Below are 21,336 nucleotides of genomic sequence, written 5' to 3' on the forward strand. Positions count from 1 at the left end.
AGGCGTGTTGATGGAAACATTTTTATCGCTGGTCAAAATGATTGGGTTTTTGCTGCTTATTCTTTATTTGATCAACATCAGTTTGAAATATTTAAATCGTTACACGAACCAGCACAATCACCAGTTGCGTATTTTACAAAAAATCGCCGTCAGCAAGTCGTCTTCGATCGGGATCGTCCAAATCATGGACAAATGTTATGTCATGAGCTTTTCTGAACAGCAAAATCAGATCATCAAAGAGTTGACGCCAGAAGAAACGGCCGCTTTTTTACAGCAAAGCCTAGAAAACACCCAAGTGCAAGCTGGCAAAGATTTTTCTGAATGGCTCAACAAAGCCAAGGCGGAAATTGCTGGAAAACGAGGCAAGCAAAAATGAAGATCAAAGGCAGAGATATCAAGATCATGGCTGCGGTCCTTTTCAGCAGTTTGATGCTTCCGCAGACGGCGTTTGCGCTCGACACGGAAGACGTCAGCTCCACCATCAACAATTTATTGTCGAATGGGAATGGCTCAAGTGATACGATCAATACCTTCTTGTTGCTGACGCTGCTTTCCCTCTTACCGGTCTTGCTGATCATGATGACCTCTTTTACTCGTATCATCATGGTCTTGTCCTTTGTGCGCAGTTCGTTAGGTACACAGCAAAACCCGCCCAATCAAGTATTGATCGGGTTGGCCTTATTCTTGACATTTTTTATTATGAAACCTGTGTATACCGACGTCTACCAGCAAGCGATCGAACCGTTTGATCGACAAGAGATCAGCCAAGCCGAAGCTTTTGACCGCTCAGAAAAACGAATCAAGGCCTTTATGATGGTACAGACACGGGAAAAAGACATTGCCTTGTTTGCGGAAGCTGATGGGGAGACCGAAAAGTATCATTCTTCTGACGATGTTCCTCTGACCGTTATGGTACCGGCTTTTATTATCAGTGAATTACGAACGGCTTTCAGTATTGGCTTTTTGATTTTTATCCCCTTTTTGATCATTGATCTGGTCGTCTCCAGTATCTTGATGTCGATGGGGATGATGATGCTGTCGCCGATCATGATCTCACTCCCCTTCAAGATCTTACTATTTGTTTTAGTGGATGGCTGGTATCTGATCGTGGAGTCGCTGATCAAGAGTTTTCAATAGCCGCTAAGAAAGGAGCCAAGAGGAAATGACAGTAGAAATGGTACTTGATGTGCTAAGGGAAGCCTTTCTTCGAATTTTAGCGATATCTGGCCCTGCCTTATTGGTCGGCATGCTCGTTGGATTGGTGATCAGTATTTTTCAAGCCACTACCCAAATCCAAGAACAAACGTTGAGCTTTGTGCCGAAACTATTAGCGATTTTTTTGACCTTGATTTTGGCCGGGAATTTTATGCTGAATCTCTTGTTGAATTTTACCAAAATGATCTTCAAGATGATTTCAGCAATGTAAGGAGGAAACCTGATGGCGCCGATTCAAGCGACGGTGTTGATTTTTTGTCGAATATTGGCGTTTGTCGTCCTTTGTCCGATCTTCTCACAGCAAAATTTTCCGTCACTGGCAAAAATCGTGATCGGCATGGCGTTGACGGTCCTATGTCTGCCGACGGCACCTGCGATTCCCGAGCTTTCCCTCTTTATGATGACGGTTTTCGTCATCAAAGAAGTACTGTTTGGGATGGCGATGGGCTATTTGAGTCAGCTGGTCTTTACCGGTGTGGAAATTGCGGGCCAATTGATCGACTTTCAAGTGGGTTTTTCGATGGCGCAAGCCTATGATCCGACGTTGCAAATCGCCTCTTCCCAGTATGGCAAAACGTACTATTGGCTGACGATCGCTGTGTTTTTTGGACTTGATCTGCATCATCGACTGATTACAGCACTGCTGTTGTCTTTTCGGATCGTGCCCTTAGGCTCTGTGGTGATCCAAGGCACGACGGTTGAAGGCATCGTCAAACTTTTCAGCCAAATGATGGTGATGGCAGTCAATCTTGCAGCACCAATGATCATTGCGCTGCTGTTGGTGGACCTCGTGCTAGGTGTGATTTCTCGGTCGATTCCCCAGATCAATATTTTGATGATGAGTCTTTCGATGAAAACCGCCATCAGTTTTGTGGTGTTTCTCTTGCTATTACCCAATGTCCTTTCGTACTTAGGCAAACACTTGCCAGATACGGTCCGCTACTTGCAGGAGTTTATCAAGTCTTTTCAATAAAGTAACAGGCAGCCAGCAGGAGGTGAGAAGATGGCAGAAAAAGATGGCAAAACCGAACTACCCAGTGCCAAGCGGCTGCGGGATGCCCGCAAACGCGGGGAGGTACCTAAGACCCAGGAATTAGCAGCTGCTGTTTCGCTACTGGTCTTCTCGTTTTTGACTCTGTCTTTATGGCAGTTTTTCGCCGCTTCTTTTTTGCCTTATTTTTCCCGAAGTTTGGCGCAGCTGGCTGATTATCAAACCAGTTTGGCGGATCTGCCGAAACTGGGGGTGCAGAGTATCTTGCTGCTGCTTTTGTTGTGTGCGCCCGTCTTTCTGGTCGCGCTCGGAGTCGGGCTTATTACGAATTATGCCCAAGTCGGTCTGTTGTTTTCAGGAAAGGCCGTCAAACCAGACTTTAAAAAGCTGAACCCTATCAGCGGGATCAAGCAGCAATTCAGTTTGCGCTCGTTGATGAATTTAGGCAAAACATTGGCAAAATTCGGCGTGATCGTCTACTTGTGCTATCAACAATTTTTAGCCGCCGTCCCTGTTTTACTGGGTTTGAGTGAAGTGGGGTTGGAAAAAACGATCCTGTTCATGCTGCTGCGGGCCAAAGAATTGTTCTTACAGATCTCGATTTTCTTGATCATTTTGGCCGTAGTCGACTACGGCTACCAACGCTATAGCCATCGCAAGAACTTGATGATGAGCAAACAGGAAGTCAAAGAAGAGTTCAAGCAAATGGAAGGTGATCCGCAAGTCAAAGCACAGCGCAAAGCGAAATACCGTGCGATGACCCAAAATGCCATCGCCAACGTCAAAGAAGCGACGGTTTTGATCACCAATCCGACCCATTTCGCCATTGCGATTCGTTACGATGCCAGCAGTGAAGGGGTGCCACGGGTCTTGGCCAAAGGGGCAGATCAGCTGGCGCAGCGGATGAAAGCAGAAGCACTGAAAGAAAATATCCCACAAATCGAAAACCGTGAAGTAGCACGGGCCCTTTACCGTCAAGTAGAACCCGGGGATCTCATCCCTGTTGAAATGTATGAAGCCATTGCTGAAATCATCGCTTTGGTCTATCAGCTAGAAGAAAGCCAACGCGGCAAGATTTAAGGAAACAGGAGGAACTAAAATGAATGAGGCTGCCTCAAAACCGAAAAAAGGCATTGGTCTGGCGGATATCTTAATCTCGGTGATCGTCCTAGCTATTATTGGTTTGATTATTATTCCATTACCGAGTGCATTATTAGATATTCTGATCATTATCAATTTGACGATCGCGATCAACATTTTACTGATCACCCTGTTTACCAAATCAGTGTTGGAATTCACTACGTTTCCAACCTTGCTACTGATCACAACGATGTTTCGTTTAGGCTTGAATCTATCTTCCACTCGTTTGATCTTGACCCAAGGAAATGGCGGACACGTGATCGATGCCTTCGCCAATGTCGTTGCCGGCAGCAATTACATCGTGGGGATCATTTTGTTCGTAATCATCATGGTGGTTCAGCTAGTCGTCGTGACCAATGGTGCAGGGCGTGTCTCCGAAGTGACTGCTCGATTCACATTGGATGCGATGCCCGGCAAGCAAATGGCGATCGATTCCGACCTAAATGCTGGTTTGATCACGGAAGCGGATGCCCGCAAACGACGAAAAGATCTGCAGCGAGAAGCTGATTTCTTTGGTTCGATGGATGGTGCCAGCAAGTTTGTCAAAGGGGATGCGATCGCAGGGATCTTAATCACTGTCATCAATTTAGTCGGCGGAGCGATCATTTTCTCCATGGGGGGACAAATGACCGTCATGGAAGCCTTCGCCCAATTCGGGAAACTGGCGATCGGGGATGGCTTGGTCAGCTCGATTCCCTCTTTACTGATTTCGATTGCTTCCGGGGTAATCGTGACTCGTTCCGATAACGATAGTTCCTTTGGTTTGGATATTGCGGCAGATGTGATGCGTAATCCCCAACTGTTTCGGATCGTGGGGGCGATTCTCTTCGTCTTAGCCTTAGTTCCCGGGTTTCCTTTTGTTCCTTTTGTGTTGATTGGTTTAGGCCTTTTCGCAGCCAGCTTTCTGGTTACGCAAAAAGAAGAAAAGCAGCGAGTGGAACAAAAACAATGGGAACAAAAATTGGCACTAGAACGCAAAAAAGAAGCGCAGGAAGAAGATGATTCCGTGGCTTCTTTCCAAGTGGAACCAATCTCAGTGGAAATCGGTTATGGTCTAATCCCTATCGTGGATAGTTCGGTCGACAACAGCTTAATGAACCGCATTGTGGCGATCCGTAAACAGAGTGCCAGAGAATTAGGGATCTTAGTCAGTCCCGTTCGTATTCGCGACAACCTCTATTTGGATGCCAATGATTACGTGATCAAGATTCGTGGCAACGAAGTCGGCCGCGGCGATATTTACCCGAACAAAGTCATGGTGATCAGCCCGAATGAAGAGCCGTTTCCTTTTCAAGGAATCGCAACAAAAGAACCAGCCTTTCATCTGGATGCAATGTGGATCGATGAATCCGATAAGGAGATGGCGGATCTGCAAGGGTTTACGATTATCGAGCCTTTGACTGTGATCGCAACACACTTAAAAGAAATCATCTATGCCCATGCACCAGAGCTGTTAGGTCGCCAAGAAGTCAAGAAATTATTGGAGGGCATCAAAGAGCAGTACAATGTCGTGATCGATGAATTGATCCCCGATATTTTGCGGCTCGGCGAGGTCCAAAAAGTTTTACAAAATTTATTGGATGAACAAATTCCTATCAATGACTTAGCAACGATCTTAGAAACCTTAGCCGATTACGGCGTTGTCACGAAAGACGTAGAAGTTTTGACAGAATATGTCCGCCAAGCATTGAAACGGACGATCGCTGCCAAGTATGCCAATGAACGACACGAGCTGCAAGTGGCGGTGATCCAGCCGAAACTAGAAGAAATCATCGCTCAAAGTATCCAAAAAACCGCAACTGGCTCGTACCCGGTCTTAAAACCAGATACCGTGACCAAGCTGTTGGATTCCATCAGTGGGATCCAACATGCGGCGATTGCTCAAAATATCAATTTCGTCATTCTGGCATCGCCTAAGATCCGGTTAGCATTCAAAAAAATGATTGTTTTTAATTTCCCAGATATCGCCGTTCTTTCTCTAAATGAGATTCCCAATGAAATTGCGATCGAAACGGTGGGCAGTATTGACATTTAAGCAGAATTTTCTTAGGAAGGGGCATCGCCGATGTATGAAGTCGATCGAGAAGCGGAGATCATCAAGTATCTGCCGCTAGTGGAACGGGTGGTTCAGCGCCTGTCTATCAAAACCGCCGATTATGAATCAGGTGATCTCTACAATATTGGGGTGATTGGGCTGATGGATGCCTTGCGGAAATTCGATCCCTCAAAAAAAGTTCCTTTTGAAAGCTATGCAGTGATTCGCATCAAAGGGGCAATTATTGATGAAGTACGCAAGCACGCCAAAATCTCCCGTTACAAAATGGCGGCAGTCAATCAGTTTTATCAAGCACGGCAAGAGTTGGAGCAAAGCCTCAAAAGAGAAGCGACCGATACTGAGATCTGCAAACAGCTGGGAATCAACCAAAGTCAACTAGCGGATATTTATGAGAGTTTGCACTACTTAGCCAGCGTCTCTTTGGAAGATACCTTGTTTGCTTACCAAGAAGAAGGCATGACGATAAAGGATATGGTTCGGGATCCTGCCGAGAATGTCGAAGATACCTTAGTCGCTGAAGAAAAACGCACCGCTTTGGTTGCGTGCATCAAAAAATTAGGGGAACGGGAACAAATAATTTTAAGTCTGTACTATACCGAAGAACTGACGTTAAAAGAAATCGCTGAAATCTTAGAAATTTCAATTCCGCGGGTCTCACAAATTCACGGCAAAACGATTGCCAAATTGCGCACATTGATTGAGGAGGAACTGGCATGATTCGAGGATCGGATGTCTTATCACGGAACATTTCATTATTACAAAAGCGACAAGAGACGACGAGCGGCAATATTGCCAATGTCAATACAACAGGGTATCAAGCAAAAGCCTTGTTTCAGTCGGCACTAGATGAAGTGGCGCTGCATAATTATCAAAGCGGGCCCAATGCGGATACTCGCCGCGATATCGGTGGGTTGTCTTTAGGGACGCAACTGGCAGGTAGTACGATCAGCCAAGACCAAGGCGCCGTCAAACAGACGGGACACGCCAGCGATTTTGCACTGCTTTCCGAAGGCTACTTTGTCGTTCAAAACAATGCGGGTCAGCGGTTGTATACGAGAAATGGCGACTTTACCGTCAATCAGCAGAATCAATACGTAACACAAGAAGGCTATCTTGTCTTGGGTGCCAATGGACAAGCAGTCAGCGCCTTGGGACCAGCGAACTTTCAGATCCAATCATTTCCCCCAGAAGCACTGACTACAGATGGTCAAAACTACGTGACTAGCAACGCAGCAGGAACCAATGTGAATGCACCAGTAATCCAGCAAGGTGCCTTAGAACAAGCCAATGTATCCGTTGCCGATGAAATGGTGGCGATGATCCAGACTTCTCGGGAATTTGAAGCCAATCAGAAAGTCTTGAGTTCAACGAATCAGACATTGCAAAAAGCGGTCAACGAATTAGGAAAGATTTGAGGATGAGTCAATGAATATCAGTGGATTACTAGGAATCAGCCGTTCTGGGTTGAATCATTTGCAGACAAACTTAGACACGACAGCCAACAATATCGCCAACGTCAATACCAATGGCTACCAAGCACAAACGACGCACTTTCAAGCATTGATGGAAAATGCCATCGGTGCAGAAGAAACGCTGTTTAATGGCAACACCGCCCAATATGGTGCGTCAATGGGGGCGAAGGCAACCACGACCACAAGTTTTGCCCAAGGCAATCTGGCGGGCACTGCTCAGCCATTAGATCTCGCAATCCAAGGCAATGGCTTTTTCGGGGTTCGGGACCAAACCGGTCAATTGCTGCTGAGTCGAGCAGGCAATTTTCATTTAAGTGAGAACAAGCAATTAGTCAATAGTGAAGGGTACCCTGTGGCAATGACCACAAACGTACCGACCCCTCAGTGGCCGGATGCGCAGCAAATCGCAATAGATGCCAGCGGTCAGTTGACGACGGAAGAAAATGGTCAGACTCGAGTGTTGGGACAGCTGACCCTTTATCAGCCGACGAATACAGAAAACATCACGCCAGTGGGCAACCAACTGTACAGTGCCGGTGATCAAGCGTTGCTTACTTCGCAAACCAATCCGGCAGCCTTTGGCAGCGTCTTGCAAGGACAGTTAGTACAGTCGACGGTGGATCTAGCGACTTCCATGACAGACTTGTTAACGACCCAGCGTGCGTATGGACTGAATACGAAAGCCATGCAGACAGCCGATGAGATGTGGTCCGTGATCAATCGTTTTACAGATTAGAGGAGAAAGAACATGATTCGCTTAACCAAGGTCAGTAAAAAATTCAGCAATGGCACGTTGGCATTGGCCGATATTTCTGTTGCGATCCCTCAAGGAGAATTTATCTATGTGGTGGGTCCCAGCGGTGCCGGCAAATCAACGTTATTCAAATTGCTCTTGAAAGAAGAAGAACTTTCGGCCGGTTCTATCCAAGTCGGCAATGTCTTGTTGGAACAACTCAAAGACCGTCATCTCTATATGATTCGGCGACAAGTCGGTATCGTCGGACAAGAAGACCTTTTGCTTCCTTATCTGACGGTTGCCAAAAACGTCGACTATGCGCTGCAAGTACTAGGCACTCCCCGCAAGCTGCGCCAGGAAAAAACCGCCAAAGCGCTGCAACTGGTTGGCATGTTTCCTCAAAAGGATCATTATCCCGAAGAGCTTTCAGTGGGACAGCGCAAAAAAGTAGCAATCGCGCGAGCGATCGTCACAGATCCAGCAGTCTTGATTGCCGATGAGCCCACCGCCAATCTGGATGCGAAATCAGCCGTCGAAGTTATGAAACTGCTCTTGCGGATCAATCAAGTCGGTGCCACGATCCTATTGGCGACCCATGACAGTACGATGGTCAATACGGTCCGTAATCGGGTAGTCGAGCTGCAAAACGGTCGTTTGGTTCGTGATGAATACCAAGGCGGCTATACTCGCTTTGCTGATCCAAAAGATACATATGTCTGGTGAAGATGCTTAACTTTTCTAGCAAAAGATCCGATTAAAGAACTAGAAGATTGTTTTCATAATCGGATAAAGAAGGAGTGACCCAACGATTATCAAGTGAAGAGCGAATCTTGATAAACAGCACGACTGATCATTTTGCATAAGAAAGGATACTGTTATGAAGAAGAAGGTACAAGCTATCATCAAAAAAATCCGCTTAGCGGTGTTGATTCCGCTAGGATTTACCCTGATCGTATTATTAGGATGCTATTTCTTCGTGATCCGCACCCACGGAGACGGACAAGCAGCAAAAAGTTTCTTTATTTTTTCAGTGATCGTACTGCTACTAGAAATTGCAGTGTTAGTAGGAATGACCTATCTAGCAAAAAAAGAGACCCATTCAGGCATGGATACGTTGTTGGCAGAACTAGAAGCAGTCGGTTCTGGCGATCTATCCCATATCGATGAGATCGGCAGCAGCGACCAAATCTCCCTTTTTGGGCAAGTTCAAAATCGTTTTCAAGGGGTTTTAAACACCTTCAAAGCGGTGATCGTTGGCATGCATGAAGAAAGTAGCCGGATGGAAAAAATGGTAGGCGGTCTAACGACAACCTCAAAAAATGCCAAAAATTCAATTGAAAATGTGCGTCAGACGATGAACGCCATCGCAGATGCTACTAGTTCACAAGCCTCCGAAGCGGAACAAACCTCCTTTGATATGGACGAATTAGCCTTAAGTATCGAAGAGATCCACAAAGAGATCGAATTGATGAACGGGTATGTCGGTCAATCCCAAAGCAGTAATGTCCACAATTCAGAAATGATGTTCCATGTGTTTGAAAGTTGGGAGATCGAACGGCAAAACCAAGCAGAATTAGTGGAAAGCATGAACGACATGAATGAAGATGTCCAAAGTATCGGAAAAATTGTTCAGCTGATCAATGATATTTCTGACCAGACCAACTTACTGGCATTGAATGCATCCATCGAAGCAGCTCGGGCCGGGGAAGCGGGCCGGGGGTTTGCCATTGTTGCAGAAGAAGTCCGCAGTTTAGCGGAACAAAGCAGTCAATCAACGAAGAGCATTCGTTCGATCATTGAAACGATCCGCAAAAAATCGGAAAAAGTGGTCTCTGCAGTGACGGATTCCTTTGAAAGCGGCGAAAGACAGACCAACAATATTAACAAAGCCATCGAGTCCGCTAATGAGATCTCTGACATTGTCGAAAAATTGGTTTCAAGTATCCAAACAGTTGAATCCCATATTATCGGGATCGTTGAAAAAAAAGACATGGTTCATGTTTCTGTCAGCAATATTTCTGCTGCCGTTTCTGAGACCTCTGCTGGGACGCAAGAAGTAACCGCAAACCTAGAGGACTTCTACTTGGTCATCGAAAATTTTGAACAGAATGTACAAGAAATTGAGACAATCGCTAATATTCTTAAATTCCAAGTGGATAGTTTCAAATTCTAAAAAGGAGCGGTGACGCTAATGGAACAATACGTTGTATTTAAAAGTCATCAACAACACTTTGCCTTGCGGATCGATTATGTGGTAAGGGTCATTGAGGCTGCCTCTTTCACACAGCTGCCAGAAGTGGCGGATTTTGTTCTGGGTATTCAACCCATTGAAGAGGCGATGGTTCCGATCATTGACATCCGCAAAAAGCTGTTTGATGAATTTACGCCGGAAACCGGACAAAATGTGGTCTTGTTGTGTCACTGGCAAGAACAGGCGATCGGTCTTTACGTGGAAGAGATCGTCGGCATTCTACCCTTAGCCGAAAGTCCCAGCAATGCGGAATTAAATACGTCAGGACTTAAGCAAAACTATATCGAAGCCTTTCTGAAAAAAGATGATGAACTTGTACTGGCATTGGAGCTGCCGTTTCTCTTCAGCTATGAACAAGCGGCAGAGATGAAGGATGAGTTAGGCGCCTATCAGACAGAGAAATTGGCAGCCGCCAATGACGATGACAATGATGACCGTGAATGAGGAACTGCATGTGGGGATCTCGGAGTATAAGATCGCCCAAGCGCCAACTCGTTTGATCACGGTGGGCTTAGGTTCTTGCATCGGCACGATCATTTACGACGAAGCCAGTCATATTGGCGGCTTGAGTCATATTATGCTGCCAGATAGTCAGCCTTTTTTGCACAAGCGGGAAATCAAGCCCGAGAAGTTTGCGGACTTGGCATTGCCGGCGATGGTCGCCGAGTTGAAACTAAAGATCCGCCGGCCTCGCTTTCAAGCGAAAATCGTTGGCGGCGCCAATATGTTTCAGTTCCAGACCCTTAATGCTGCCAGCAATATTGGTCAGCGTAACATTGAAGCCGTCGAGGAAGTCTTGGATCAGCTAAACATTCCGATCGTGGCCAAACATGTGGGCGGCAGCGCTGGTCGAACCATGGTCGTAGACCTTCAGGATTTCAAAACCATGGTTCGGCAAGTCAAACAAGAAATCGTTTATTTGTAAAAGGAGTACAGGGATATGAAAAAAGTAATGATCGTCGATGATTCGGCATTCATGCGGAAAGTAGTGACAGATTTATTGAATCAGTTGCCGGATATCGAGGTGACCGTCGCTGCCCGCAATGGCAAACAAGCATTGGATTATTTGACCAAAGAAGCGATCGATTTGGTGGTAATGGATGTGGAGATGCCAGTGATGAACGGATTAGAGACCTTGCGGAAGATGAAACAGCAATCAGCCATTCCGGTCATCATGCTTAGCTCATTAACCAACCAAGAAACCACGATTGAGGCGTTAGCGCTTGGCGCACGAGATTTTGTCGAAAAACCAGTCAGTCTATCGATGATCGAAAAAGAATGGATCGCTGAATTTCATCAAAAGATTTTAGCGATGGATCATGAAGCCGGCACAGCTCAAGCACTGGTGCCAACGGCTGCCCAACCCACTAAGCTGACGCAAAACAGCTTGTCGTCTCATCTTGACGCTCTGGTCATTGGCGCTTCAACAGGCGGCCCGCGTGCCTTACTGGGCATTATCCGTCGCTTGCCCGCGCATCTGCGCTGCCCAATTTTGATCGTTCAACATATGCCAGCGGGATTTACGGCTTCCTTTGCGAAGCGATTAGACACAGAGACAACCGTCCGAGTACAAGAAGCAATCGACGGCATGCGGATTGAAAATCAAGTGTATCTTTGCCCGGGGGATTACCACATGACGATCCAACAAGGACATTTGCAACTGGACCAGCGAGAAAAACGGCATGGGACGCGCCCAACCGTCGATTATCTTTTTTCCTCAGCAGCCGATTACTATGGTGCGCAACTAGCGGCGGTCGTTTTAACGGGGATGGGGAAAGACGGCACCGCTGGTTTACGACAGATCCAAACGGCTGGGGGCTATACGATCGTTCAAGACAAAGAAACGTGTACAGTTTTTGGGATGCCGCGGTATGCCATTGAACAAGGAGTCGTTGATGAAGTCCTGCCATTGCAGGATATTGAAGCAAAAATTGCACAGATGGTCGGGTGAAGAAGATGGAAGAAGAATTTGCCTTATTTAATGCATGGGTGGATCGCCGGTTAGGGATTCCATTAGCCGCATACAAAGAAAATCAAATGCAGCGCCGCATCCTTACGATCATGGAAAACAGCGGGGCAAAAACGTTGAGGGAATACCAGCAATTGATCGAAGGAGATGAAGGGGTGCGGGCAGCTTTTTTAGCCCATATCACCATTAACGTAACGGAATTTTACCGCAACAAAGAACTATTTGACGCCTTTGAACGCATCTTGAAAACCATTGTTCTCCCGAAAACCACGCTGCCAAAAATTTGGAGTGCCGCATGTTCGATTGGGGCAGAACCCTATACGATCGCTATGCTGCTAGAAAAAAACCAAATTGCTGCAGCCAATGTCTTGGCCACCGATATCGATATGCAAATTTTGGCAAAAGCCAAGCAAGGACTCTATCGAGAGCACGAATTGCGGAATGTCTCAGCGGCAGAACGTACCCGTTTTTTTGATGCAATAGAAAAGAACCAGTTTCAGATCAAGACAGAAATCAAACGGCGGGTTCATTTTAAGCAACACGATCTTTTGAAAGACCCGTACAATGGACCTTTTGATGTGATCGTTTGTCGCAATGTGACGATCTATTTCAAAAGTGACGCTCGGGATGCCGTCTATCAAAAATTCAGTGATGCATTGGTCCCAGGGGGCATTTTGTTTACGGGAGCGACAGAAACGATCAATTTCGCGGAACAATTCGGTCTCAAGAAAATCGATTCGTTTATCTATCAAAAAGTATAATTTTGTAAAGGAGGGACCCATTTGGATGACAATAGTGTCTATCGTACCCTTTTCTTTGAAGAAACAGACGATCATTTAGCACAGTTGAATGATCATGTCTTGCAATTGGAAAACGATCCACAAGACAGCGCCTTGCTGAATGATATTTTCCGTTCTGCCCATACCCTTAAAGGGATGGCGGCAACGATGGGCTATGACGTCATGACGCAGCTGACCCATAAAATGGAAAATATTTTTGAGTTGTTTAAAACAGGGACCTTGCAAGTGACCCAGCAATCGATCTCATTGATTTTCAAATGTTTGGATCGCTTGTCAGAACTTGTGGAGGATCTGCGGGAAGAACGTGACCTGCAGCCAGCTCAAATTGCCGATTTATTGGCCGAACTTGACCAAACGGAACATTCTGGCGGCCTACCAACCGAGACAGAAGCAAGTCAAAAACCTACAGCAGCGGGCGCATTAAACCCACAGTTTCAACAGATCGATCCTTCTGATCTGTACGTGATCGAGCAAGCGGCTGGAGATGGCTATCAAGCCGTTCAAATTGCTGTTCGCTTAGATGCCCAATCCATGTTAAAAGGCGCTCGTGCCTTTTTGATCATGGAAAAGCTTGGTCAAACAGGGGATGTTCTCTATGCAGAACCAGATGCCCAAACACTCGAAGAAGGCACCTTTGAATCGGATTTCTCGCTGCTGTATTTGACACAGCAGACACTAGCTGATGTTGAGCAAAACATCGCCAGCAATAGTGAGATCGAAGCCTTCGTGGTGGCACCTTTTGATCCATCAGCCGCTGTGTTGGAAGAGGCAGAAGAGCTGCTTCAGCCAGCGTCGGCCCAAGAGTCAGAAACTCCTGCTCTCCAACAAGCGAAAACAGAAACGAAAGAAAAATCACCGGCGCTAGCACATCATGCGTCTGCCCAAAATCAATCAATCCGAGTCGACTTGAATCGCTTAGATTCATTCTTGGATCTCGTATCCGAATTGGTGGTCTATCGCAATCAATTAGAAGATGTCAGTGAGCGGGAAAACATCGAAGCAGTCAAAGACCCCTTAGAACAAGTTTCACGATTGACTTCTGAGCTGCAAGATTTGGTCTTGCGGATCCGCATGCAGCAAGTCAATGTCGTCTTCAGCCGCTTTCCAAGAATGGTTAGGGACTTATCCAATGAACTGCAAAAAGAAATGGAACTTGTCATTTTTGGGGAAGAAACGGAATTGGATAAAACAGTGGTTTCTGAGTTGAGCGAACCCCTGGTCCATCTGTTGCGTAATTCTGCCGATCACGGCATCGAAGCACCCAACGTTCGGGAAAAACTGGGCAAACCTCGCAAGGGCACGATTCGTTTGGCGGCCTACCAAGAAGGTAATCGCGTGATCATTACATTAGAGGATGATGGCAAAGGCCTTGATCCACAAGTAATCAAAGCAAGTGCTGAAAAGAAAGGCTTAGCCACGGCAGGCCTTTCCGATGAAGCGTTGCAGCAGCTGATCTTCCACCCCGGTTTTTCAACAGCCCAAGAAGTGACCAATATTTCTGGGCGCGGTGTCGGGATGGATGCCGTGCAATCGAAGATTACCCAACTAGGGGGAACTATCGAGATGAAGAGTCAGCCGAATAAAGGCACGCAGTTTGTGATCAAATTGCCATTGACCCTGTCGATCATTCAAGCATTGATGGTTCGCGTCGGCGAAGAAACCTTTGCGATCCCATTAAATCTAGTCGAACGCGTGGTGATGATCAAAGAAGAAGAGATCATTCAGACGGTCTCAGATGAGGTCTATCGTTTTCAAGAAGAGTTGATTCCGTTGATTCGGACCGATCAACTCTTAGCGATCGAAGGCGACCTATCTGAGAAAAAATTCGCAATTATCGTCAACAATGACCAACAATTTCACGGTATTTTGGCAGATGAATTGATCGGCCAACAAGAGATCGTCATCAAGAAAATCGATCCGCTGCTGCAAAAGCTGAATCGCTATCAAGGAGCAACGATTATGGGTAACGGCTCGATCGCACTGATCTTAGACATTCATGCGATCTGTCAGAAAAAAAAGGATGACCGCTTATGAGTTATACAGCGCTGCAGATCGATGGACTAAAAGAACTGATCAATATCGGCGGTGGCCACGCTGCGACTAGTTTATCAAAGCTCCTCCAACAACCGATCGATATGCGGGTACCGGAAGTCGAGATTCTAGCTTATGAGGATTTGTATCAGCAGATCATGGCGGAAGACAAAGAAGTACATGTGGTGATAAGTCAAATCGAAGGGGCGTTTCGGGGGATCTTCTTGTTTGTCTTAACGGATGAATCCGCCGCAAAATTGCGTCAGTTGATGATCCAAGAAAGCGATCCGTCAGAAGAGTTGAAGCAATCAGTCATCAATGAGTTGACCAACATCCTCACCAATTCTTTTTTGATCGCGATCGGGCAACTGTTGGAAACACAGCTGAGTGCGTCTTTACCAAGTGCCAGCTATGATTTCTTTGGCGCAGCGATCAGTTCCATCTATTTGGCAATGGCCCAGTATGATGAGCAGGTGATGGTAATCCGTAATGAGTTCGTCTATGCCAAAGAAACATTAGAGGCATCGTTATTTTTGATTCCAGAAATCGGTGTACTAGAAAACATATTTGATTCATTAGGAATTTGAAAGGGGCAAATACAATGTCAAAAAAAGTATTGATCGTGGATGATGCGGTATTTATGCGCATGAAATTAAAGGATATTTTAGAAAAAAACGGCTATGAAGTCGTGGGGGAAGCCCAAAATGGCCAAGAGGCTTTTGAAAAATACCAAGCAACGACACCGGACTTAGTGACCATGGATATCACGATGCCGGAAGTGGACGGCTTAGAGGCGTTAAAAATGATCCGCACGTTTGATGCGCAGGCGAAAGTCGTGATGTGCAGTGCCATGGGACAACAAGGAATGGTGATGGATGCAATTCGCGCCGGTGCGGTGGACTTTATCGTGAAGCCCTTTGACACGGACCGCGTAATCACTGCCATTGATAAAGCCTTTGCCTAATGCCTAGGAGGATAGCGACATGCAGATGATACTTTTCAAAATGGCCCAGCAGTACTATTTGATTTCGGCGGACTCGGTGGACGAGGTCATTGATGCTCCTTCCTTTACGAAGGTGCCCTTAGCACCTGAGTGGGTAGAAGGGTTGATCAACCTGCGGGGGTCTGTCGTAACGGTGATTCGTTTGGCAAAACTGATTCCGATTATGGAACCAGCCTACGAAAAAAATATATTGATCATGAAGAAGCAAGAGGAAACCAAAGGGGTCCTCGTAGAAGAAGTAATTGAAGTTCTTGATATCACCGAAGAGGATATCCAACTAGACAATCAAGAGACAGAACATGCCGTTGGAGTCGTGACGATCGGTGAAAAAGTAGCCAGTGTGATTCAAATCGATTACATGATTTTTTAAAAAAATGGGGGATTAGTGTGGATCAGGTATTGACGCAGCAAGAGATTGATTTATTGTTGAATGCGATGAGCAGCGGAGAGATCGATCAAGAAATTATTGAGATAGAAGACAAACAAGCCAAAGTGAAAGCCTACGATTTTCGCCGACCAACAAAGCTGTCGAAAGAGTACGTCAATACCCTGCACATGATCTTCGAGGATTTCTCGAAGATGAGCAGCAGCATGCTTTCTACCCAACTGCGGACCAATGTTTCTTTGCAGTTGGCAGCTATCGAACAAGTCAGTTATGACGAATTTATCCATTCGATACCAAAATTTACTTTATTGGGGCTCTTTCATTCGCAGCCTTTGAGCGGGATCCAGATGATCGAGATGAACCCACAACTGTGCATGATGTTGGTAGAATTGTTGTGCGGCGGTTTAGATGTTTATCAAAACAAGCCGATCGAAATGGATTTTAGCGAGAAAAAAAGTTTTACTGATATTGAAACAGCGATCTTGGAAGAAGTGGTGGCACAATTTGTACGGGTCTACCAAAATGTTTGGAAGGACATCGTTGCCTTGGATTCGGTTTTGGATGGAATCGATACGAATCCGCAATTGATGCAAAACATGTCGCCGAACGAACCCGTCGTATTAGTGACCTTTACTATCAAAATTTTTGAAGTGAAACATTTCATCAATCTATGTATCCCGTACGTCTTCTTTGAAGGGATCATTGATAAATTAAGTTTCCGCAATTGGTTTGATAGCAATCAGCCAGTCAACCAAGACGATAGCCGCGAGTTGCAAAAAAGTTTGAATGGGGTCGGCTTGAATTTAGAAGTTCTGCTGGGCCATGCTCAAATGAGTCTTTCTGAGTTTCTCCACCTAGAAGAAGGCGATGTCATCAAACTAGACAAAAAAATTACTGAACCATTAGAGACCTTCATCGATGGAAAACCTTACTTCCGGGCAAAACCTGGGAAGCAAGAGGACCGTTTAGCCATTGAGTTATTAGACAAGTTAGAAGAGGAGCAAAAACTATGAGTGAACGTTTATCCCAAGCAGAAATCGATGCATTGTTGAATCAAAGTGCCCCAGCCCAGCCGCAAGGATTAGAAGAGCAAGTCAAAGTCGACATTATTGGCGAAGTTGGAAATATCTCCATGTCGCAAGCGGCGACGACGTTGTCTTCCATTCTTGATCTTCGGGTCAGTATCACGACTCCCCGGGTGTCTAAAATCAAATTTGGTGAGATCTTAAACGACCTCGTTGCACCAAAAGTAGCAACGACAGTTGAATTTAAAGAAGGCCTTTTAGGCAGTAATTTGATGCTGTTAGAAGTCAAAGATGCCATCGTGATCGCTGATTTGATGATGGGGGGAACTGGTGAACCCACCAACACCCAATTTACGGAATTAGAGCTAAGCGCCGTGGCAGAAGCCATGAACCAAATGATTGGGACTGCCTCGACTTCGATGGCGACGATGATCAGCCGCAAAGTGGATATCTTGCCGCCGATCGTCAAACTATGGGAGACACCAGAAAACATTGAGTATAGCGGGATCGAGGCAGAGGAAGAGATTTACTGTATCTCATTTTCTTTGCGCGTCGAAGGTCTGATCGAAAGCAAAATCATGCAGATCTTTACGGATCCTGTGGTCAACGATATCGCCAGTGCGATGCTGTCCGATGAAGCGACTGTCGTTACTCGGGAAACACCAACACCGCAGCCAACAGCACCCGTTGCTGCACCTAAGCCAGAACCAGAGGCTGCATCAAAGCCCGTGGAGGTCAGCAAACCGGCATTTCAAACATTGGCCTCCAGCGGAGTGAACGATGGGGATAATTTGGACTTGATCCTTGATGTGCCATTGGATCTAAGTGTCGTGTTAGGCCGCAGCAAAAAAACCATTAAGGACATTTTATCTTTCAATACGGGCTCCGTCATCGAGCTGGAAAAACTGACGGATGAACCGCTAGAGATTTTGTTGAACGGCAAACTGATCGCCACTGGGGAAGTCGTGGTCATCAATGAAAACTTCGGCGTACGGATCACCAACATTCTTTCGCAAAAACAACGCATTCACAATTTGCATTAACTTGAAGAAATCGCAAAAAGTTAAACATATGGGTTTAACTTTTTTGTGATTTGACCGATAGTAGAGGGTAGAAGAATGAGAACGGAGGAGAACCTATGAAAATCGAAAGAGGTTACGCAGAATACAGCGACAAGGCCATCAAACGCGATGCGGTCAAACAAGAAAAGCCAACTGCTCCTCAGACAGAAAAAACCGTCGATGTTCAATTGTCCGAAACAGCTCAAGCCATTCAAAAGAGTGCCAATCAAACAGCCAGTCGCAGTGAGCGAGTGGCAGAATTGAAACGAGCGATCAAAGAAGGCACCTACCAAGTATCTGCCGAAACGATCGCCGATAAAATGCTGCAGCAAGATGAAAAGCAGGTCGACTAGATGACAGAGCGGGAATTTGAGCGTCAGCTTCAGCAGTTCTTGCGGTTGCTGCAAAAAGAAAAGACCTGCTTGATCAAAAATCAAGCAGAAAAATTACCAGAACTCGTCGAGAAAAAAACCGCCTTCGTACCCGTTTTTTCCATGTATGAAGGAACTCTTTCAGCGGCGATCAAAGAACTCATCCGCCAGATCCAAGTGCAGCAAGCCGAGAATCTCCTGCTGACGGAACAAGCCATTAGTTTCCAAACCGTTTTGATGGATGCAGTCAAAGAAAATATCAAGACACCAGCAAATACGTATTCGAAATACCAAGAAAAACAAGCTGTCTCAACAGCGATCATCGATCAAAAAATGTAAGGAGTACTTCTATGACAGGACTATTTGGTTCATTAGGCACCGCAACCCGGGGCATGACCGCCAATCAAGCAGCGTTGCAAACCAGCAGCCACAACATTGCAAATACCAATACAGACGGCTACTCAAGACAACGAGTCAACTTGCAAGCCGAAGCGTCTTATCATTTAGCGGGCGTCGGCAGCATCGGTATGGGTGTGAAAGTCGGCAGTGTCGAACGGATCGTCGATGATTTTGTCATTGGACAAGTACGCAATGCCAATTCTACCTATACATATTACGAACAAAAAGCAGACATATTAGGACAGCTGGAAAGTTTAATGAATGAGCCTTCTGACAATGGACTGTCCAAACAGCTGGCAACGATGTTTGATTCTTGGACCGCATTAGCCAACAATCCTGAACTGGATACGTCTAAGACCCTCGTGCTGGAAAACAGCAGTACGTTTGCCGATACCATCAACCAAATGGGCAAACAAATGACGCAGTTGCAAAGCGATACGCTGGATACCATCGAAAAATCCGCGCTGGACTTCAATGAGAAGGTCAAACAGCTGCAATCCTTGAATGAACAGATCTATGGGTTGACGACGAGTGGTGAAACACCCAATGATCTCTTAGATCGTCGAGACAGTCTGTTGAAAGATCTCTCGGGTCTAGCAGGGATCGAAACCAAGACCGATCAATATGGCCGTGGGTTTGTATCCATGAGTGGACAGACGATTTTAAGTGCTGAGGAACGCAATACCCTTAGTGTGGTGGTGGGACAAAGCGACACAGGCGCCTTGGTTTCCAAAGACGGCAACGCCTTGAATCCTGCTGAAACCATTACAGGATCTTATCCAGCTGGAACCATCTTGTTGACGAAAACCACCGACAATGGCGACACCGCCTATACAGAATTGCCGATCAAAGAAGGCGCGATCGGCGGCCTGCAAGCATCATCTGGTGAGATCGGCAGCCGCTTGACGGAATTGAACAACTTTACGACGACGATCGCGCAAGCCATGAACATGGTCTTTACCAGCGGCGCTTCTCGTACTAGCGGTCTATTTGAGATCGGCCAAGATGATACTGGTACAGCCACGACGATTCGGGTCAGCCAAGCACTGTTAGATAACCCAAGTCTGGTGGCCGGCGGAACGAGCAATACAGCAGGAGATGGTTCAAGAGCCGCTGCAATGGCGAAACTCAGCAGTGCCAAATTGGATTTCCCATTGTCAGAAAAGACGATCGCTTCTTTTGATCCTGAGACATTGACGTTTGCTAATGCAGCATCCGGGATGAGTGTCAGCAGCTATTTTAACAGTATCGTTACCAAAAACGGGATCTCAAAACAGCAAGCCGACAATACGGTCAGTGCTCAATTGTCACTGCTGAATCAACTAGAATACAAAAATCAATCGGTGTCCGGGGTTTCATTAAATGAAGAAATGTCAGATGTGATTCGTTTCCAACAAGGATTTCAGGCCAATGCCCGCATATTATCGGTCGTTTCTGAAATGTTAGACACATTGATCAATCGAACAGGAGTGTAGACCATGCGTATTTCCAATTCAATCACCTACAATGATTTTTTACGAAATCTAGGAACCAACGCCTCCAAAGTCCAATCCACGTTGAATCAGCTATCGAGCTTGAAAGAAGTCAGCAAGTCCTCGGATAATCCACTGCTGGTTTCAAAAATCATGGATCTTAATGTGTCGTTAAATCAAAACAAAACTTACAACAATACGATCAAAGACAGTATTTCTTGGACAAAAGCTCAAGATTCTGCTTTAGAAAGTGTTAGTACCTCGATGCTGCGGATTCGCTCGTTGGTTCAATCTTCTGCCAATGCAACAGCCGGCAGTGAGGAATTAGGCGCAAATCGTTCAGAGATCGAGCAAGAGATCGAAGGCATCGTGGAATCATTAAATACCAACTTTGATGGTCGCTATCTATTTAGCGGAACGAATACGACGACGGCGCCTTTTGAGATCGTCAAAAAAAATGACGCCATCGTCGGTATCAAATACAATGGCTCTAGCGAAGACTTGCCCCGAGAAATCGCAAACGGGGTCTCGGTGGATCTGTTAGCCAGCGGTGATCGTCTGATGAACGAGACGGGTACAGCTGCGGATCCCCAAAATTTAAGCACCTACTTCAATGATTTATTGTCTGCGTTGCGCAGTGATGATAAAGATGCATTAGGGGGCGAGCTTTTAACCGCTCATGACCAGCATGCCACTAATGTGGTGAATGTACGGGCGCAGATCGGCACCCTCTACAATCGCTTGGAGGCAGCAGCTGATCGAAACGAGACGGAAAAGCTGAACTTGACCGAAACACTGTCCAACAAACAAGACGTCGATATTGCGGAAAAGTATATGGAATATCAAAATCAAATGACTGCCTATCGTTCAACACTAGCGATGGGAACAAAAATCATGCAGATGTCCATTCTAGATTACTTAAATTAACCCGAAAACTTTTGTTCTTTGCTGAGAGCAAA

At 46.0% G+C, this 21,336-nt stretch carries 25 protein-coding genes; all 25 read left to right on the top strand.

Going from position 1 to position 21,336, the window contains the following annotated elements; translation table 11 throughout:
* The first annotated feature begins 10 nt into the window (after positions 1–10).
* The 25 genes from EGX73_RS06130 (at position 11) to flgL (ending at position 21,304) form a co-directional block, all read left to right on the top strand.
* On the top strand, positions 11–376 hold the full coding sequence (locus tag EGX73_RS06130; protein ID WP_003129061.1) for a flagellar biosynthetic protein FliO: 366 nt from the start codon (positions 11–13) through the stop codon (positions 374–376).
* The gene (gene fliP / locus EGX73_RS06135) at positions 373–1,137 is read left to right on the top strand and encodes a flagellar type III secretion system pore protein FliP (RefSeq protein ID WP_005232783.1); all 765 of its coding nucleotides are present in this window, start codon (positions 373–375) and stop codon (positions 1,135–1,137) included. Before EGX73_RS06130 ends, fliP begins: the two co-directional genes overlap by 4 nt.
* Positions 1,138–1,162: 25 nt before the next feature.
* Entirely contained in the window at positions 1,163–1,426 is a 264-nt protein-coding gene (gene fliQ, locus EGX73_RS06140) for a flagellar biosynthesis protein FliQ (protein WP_003129065.1), read from the top strand.
* Positions 1,427–1,438: 12 nt separating this feature from the next.
* Positions 1,439–2,188 (top strand): flagellar biosynthetic protein FliR, encoded by a 750-nt coding sequence (gene fliR / locus EGX73_RS06145; RefSeq protein ID WP_003129067.1) that lies wholly within the window; start codon positions 1,439–1,441, stop codon positions 2,186–2,188.
* A 30-nt stretch (positions 2,189–2,218) separates the two neighbouring features.
* Complete coding sequence (locus EGX73_RS06150; protein ID WP_003129069.1) at positions 2,219–3,286, top strand: flagellar biosynthesis protein FlhB; 1,068 nt, start codon at positions 2,219–2,221, stop codon at positions 3,284–3,286.
* A gap of 19 nt (positions 3,287–3,305) precedes the next feature.
* Positions 3,306–5,381 (top strand): flagellar biosynthesis protein FlhA, encoded by a 2,076-nt coding sequence (gene flhA / locus EGX73_RS06155; protein ID WP_003129070.1) that lies wholly within the window; start codon positions 3,306–3,308, stop codon positions 5,379–5,381.
* A gap of 30 nt (positions 5,382–5,411) precedes the next feature.
* Entirely contained in the window at positions 5,412–6,119 is a 708-nt protein-coding gene (locus EGX73_RS06160) for a sigma-70 family RNA polymerase sigma factor (protein ID WP_003129072.1), read from the top strand.
* Positions 6,116–6,817: a flagellar hook-basal body protein gene (locus EGX73_RS06165; protein WP_123866823.1), complete on the top strand. Its 702-nt coding sequence runs from the start codon at positions 6,116–6,118 to the stop codon at positions 6,815–6,817. The genes EGX73_RS06160 and EGX73_RS06165 overlap by 4 nt, the downstream gene beginning before the upstream one ends.
* A gap of 10 nt (positions 6,818–6,827) precedes the next feature.
* Positions 6,828–7,610: a flagellar hook-basal body protein gene (locus EGX73_RS16390; protein WP_003129075.1), complete on the top strand. Its 783-nt coding sequence runs from the start codon at positions 6,828–6,830 to the stop codon at positions 7,608–7,610.
* Between the two features lie 12 nt (positions 7,611–7,622).
* The gene (locus EGX73_RS06175; RefSeq protein WP_003129076.1) at positions 7,623–8,333 is read left to right on the top strand and encodes a cell division ATP-binding protein FtsE; all 711 of its coding nucleotides are present in this window, start codon (positions 7,623–7,625) and stop codon (positions 8,331–8,333) included.
* A 154-nt stretch (positions 8,334–8,487) separates the two neighbouring features.
* Complete coding sequence (locus EGX73_RS06180; protein ID WP_005472966.1) at positions 8,488–9,783, top strand: methyl-accepting chemotaxis protein; 1,296 nt, start codon at positions 8,488–8,490, stop codon at positions 9,781–9,783.
* 18 nt (positions 9,784–9,801) lie between these two features.
* On the top strand, positions 9,802–10,305 hold the full coding sequence (locus tag EGX73_RS06185) for a chemotaxis protein CheW (protein ID WP_005472965.1): 504 nt from the start codon (positions 9,802–9,804) through the stop codon (positions 10,303–10,305).
* Complete coding sequence (locus EGX73_RS06190) at positions 10,277–10,786, top strand: chemotaxis protein CheD (RefSeq protein ID WP_003129079.1); 510 nt, start codon at positions 10,277–10,279, stop codon at positions 10,784–10,786. The genes EGX73_RS06185 and EGX73_RS06190 overlap by 29 nt, the downstream gene beginning before the upstream one ends.
* Positions 10,787–10,801: 15 nt before the next feature.
* Positions 10,802–11,812: a chemotaxis response regulator protein-glutamate methylesterase gene (locus EGX73_RS06195; RefSeq protein WP_003129080.1), complete on the top strand. Its 1,011-nt coding sequence runs from the start codon at positions 10,802–10,804 to the stop codon at positions 11,810–11,812.
* 5 nt (positions 11,813–11,817) lie between these two features.
* Complete coding sequence (locus tag EGX73_RS06200) at positions 11,818–12,591, top strand: protein-glutamate O-methyltransferase CheR (RefSeq protein WP_003129081.1); 774 nt, start codon at positions 11,818–11,820, stop codon at positions 12,589–12,591.
* A gap of 21 nt (positions 12,592–12,612) precedes the next feature.
* A complete protein-coding gene (locus EGX73_RS06205; protein ID WP_003129082.1) occupies positions 12,613–14,664 on the top strand; it encodes a chemotaxis protein CheA in 2,052 nt (683 codons plus the stop codon).
* Entirely contained in the window at positions 14,661–15,248 is a 588-nt protein-coding gene (locus EGX73_RS06210) for a chemotaxis protein CheC (protein ID WP_003129083.1), read from the top strand. Before EGX73_RS06205 ends, EGX73_RS06210 begins: the two co-directional genes overlap by 4 nt.
* Before the next feature lie 14 nt (positions 15,249–15,262).
* A complete protein-coding gene (locus EGX73_RS06215; RefSeq protein WP_003129084.1) occupies positions 15,263–15,625 on the top strand; it encodes a response regulator in 363 nt (120 codons plus the stop codon).
* A gap of 19 nt (positions 15,626–15,644) precedes the next feature.
* Positions 15,645–16,034, top strand: a complete 390-nt coding sequence (locus tag EGX73_RS06220) for a chemotaxis protein CheW (protein ID WP_003129085.1) — start codon at positions 15,645–15,647, stop codon at positions 16,032–16,034.
* A gap of 17 nt (positions 16,035–16,051) precedes the next feature.
* Positions 16,052–17,062 carry a flagellar motor switch protein FliM gene (gene fliM, locus EGX73_RS06225; RefSeq protein ID WP_005472959.1) on the top strand — a complete coding sequence of 337 codons (1,011 nt, stop codon included), beginning with the start codon at positions 16,052–16,054 and terminating at the stop codon, positions 17,060–17,062.
* On the top strand, positions 17,059–18,117 hold the full coding sequence (gene fliY, locus EGX73_RS06230; protein WP_003129088.1) for a flagellar motor switch phosphatase FliY: 1,059 nt from the start codon (positions 17,059–17,061) through the stop codon (positions 18,115–18,117). The genes fliM and fliY overlap by 4 nt, the downstream gene beginning before the upstream one ends.
* 95 nt (positions 18,118–18,212) lie before the next feature.
* Positions 18,213–18,488 carry a flagellar biosynthesis anti-sigma factor FlgM gene (flgM, locus tag EGX73_RS06235; protein ID WP_005472958.1) on the top strand — a complete coding sequence of 92 codons (276 nt, stop codon included), beginning with the start codon at positions 18,213–18,215 and terminating at the stop codon, positions 18,486–18,488.
* On the top strand, positions 18,489–18,845 hold the full coding sequence (locus tag EGX73_RS06240; RefSeq protein ID WP_003129090.1) for a hypothetical protein: 357 nt from the start codon (positions 18,489–18,491) through the stop codon (positions 18,843–18,845).
* Positions 18,846–18,856: 11 nt separating this feature from the next.
* Positions 18,857–20,380, top strand: a complete 1,524-nt coding sequence (gene flgK / locus EGX73_RS06245) for a flagellar hook-associated protein FlgK (protein ID WP_003129091.1) — start codon at positions 18,857–18,859, stop codon at positions 20,378–20,380.
* Between the two features lie 3 nt (positions 20,381–20,383).
* Positions 20,384–21,304 carry a flagellar hook-associated protein FlgL gene (gene flgL / locus EGX73_RS06250; RefSeq protein ID WP_003129092.1) on the top strand — a complete coding sequence of 307 codons (921 nt, stop codon included), beginning with the start codon at positions 20,384–20,386 and terminating at the stop codon, positions 21,302–21,304.
* The last annotated feature ends 32 nt before the right edge of the window (positions 21,305–21,336 follow it).

The organism is Enterococcus sp. FDAARGOS_553, from assembly GCF_003812305.1.
GTDB classification, from domain to species: domain Bacteria; phylum Bacillota; class Bacilli; order Lactobacillales; family Enterococcaceae; genus Enterococcus_D; species Enterococcus_D gallinarum.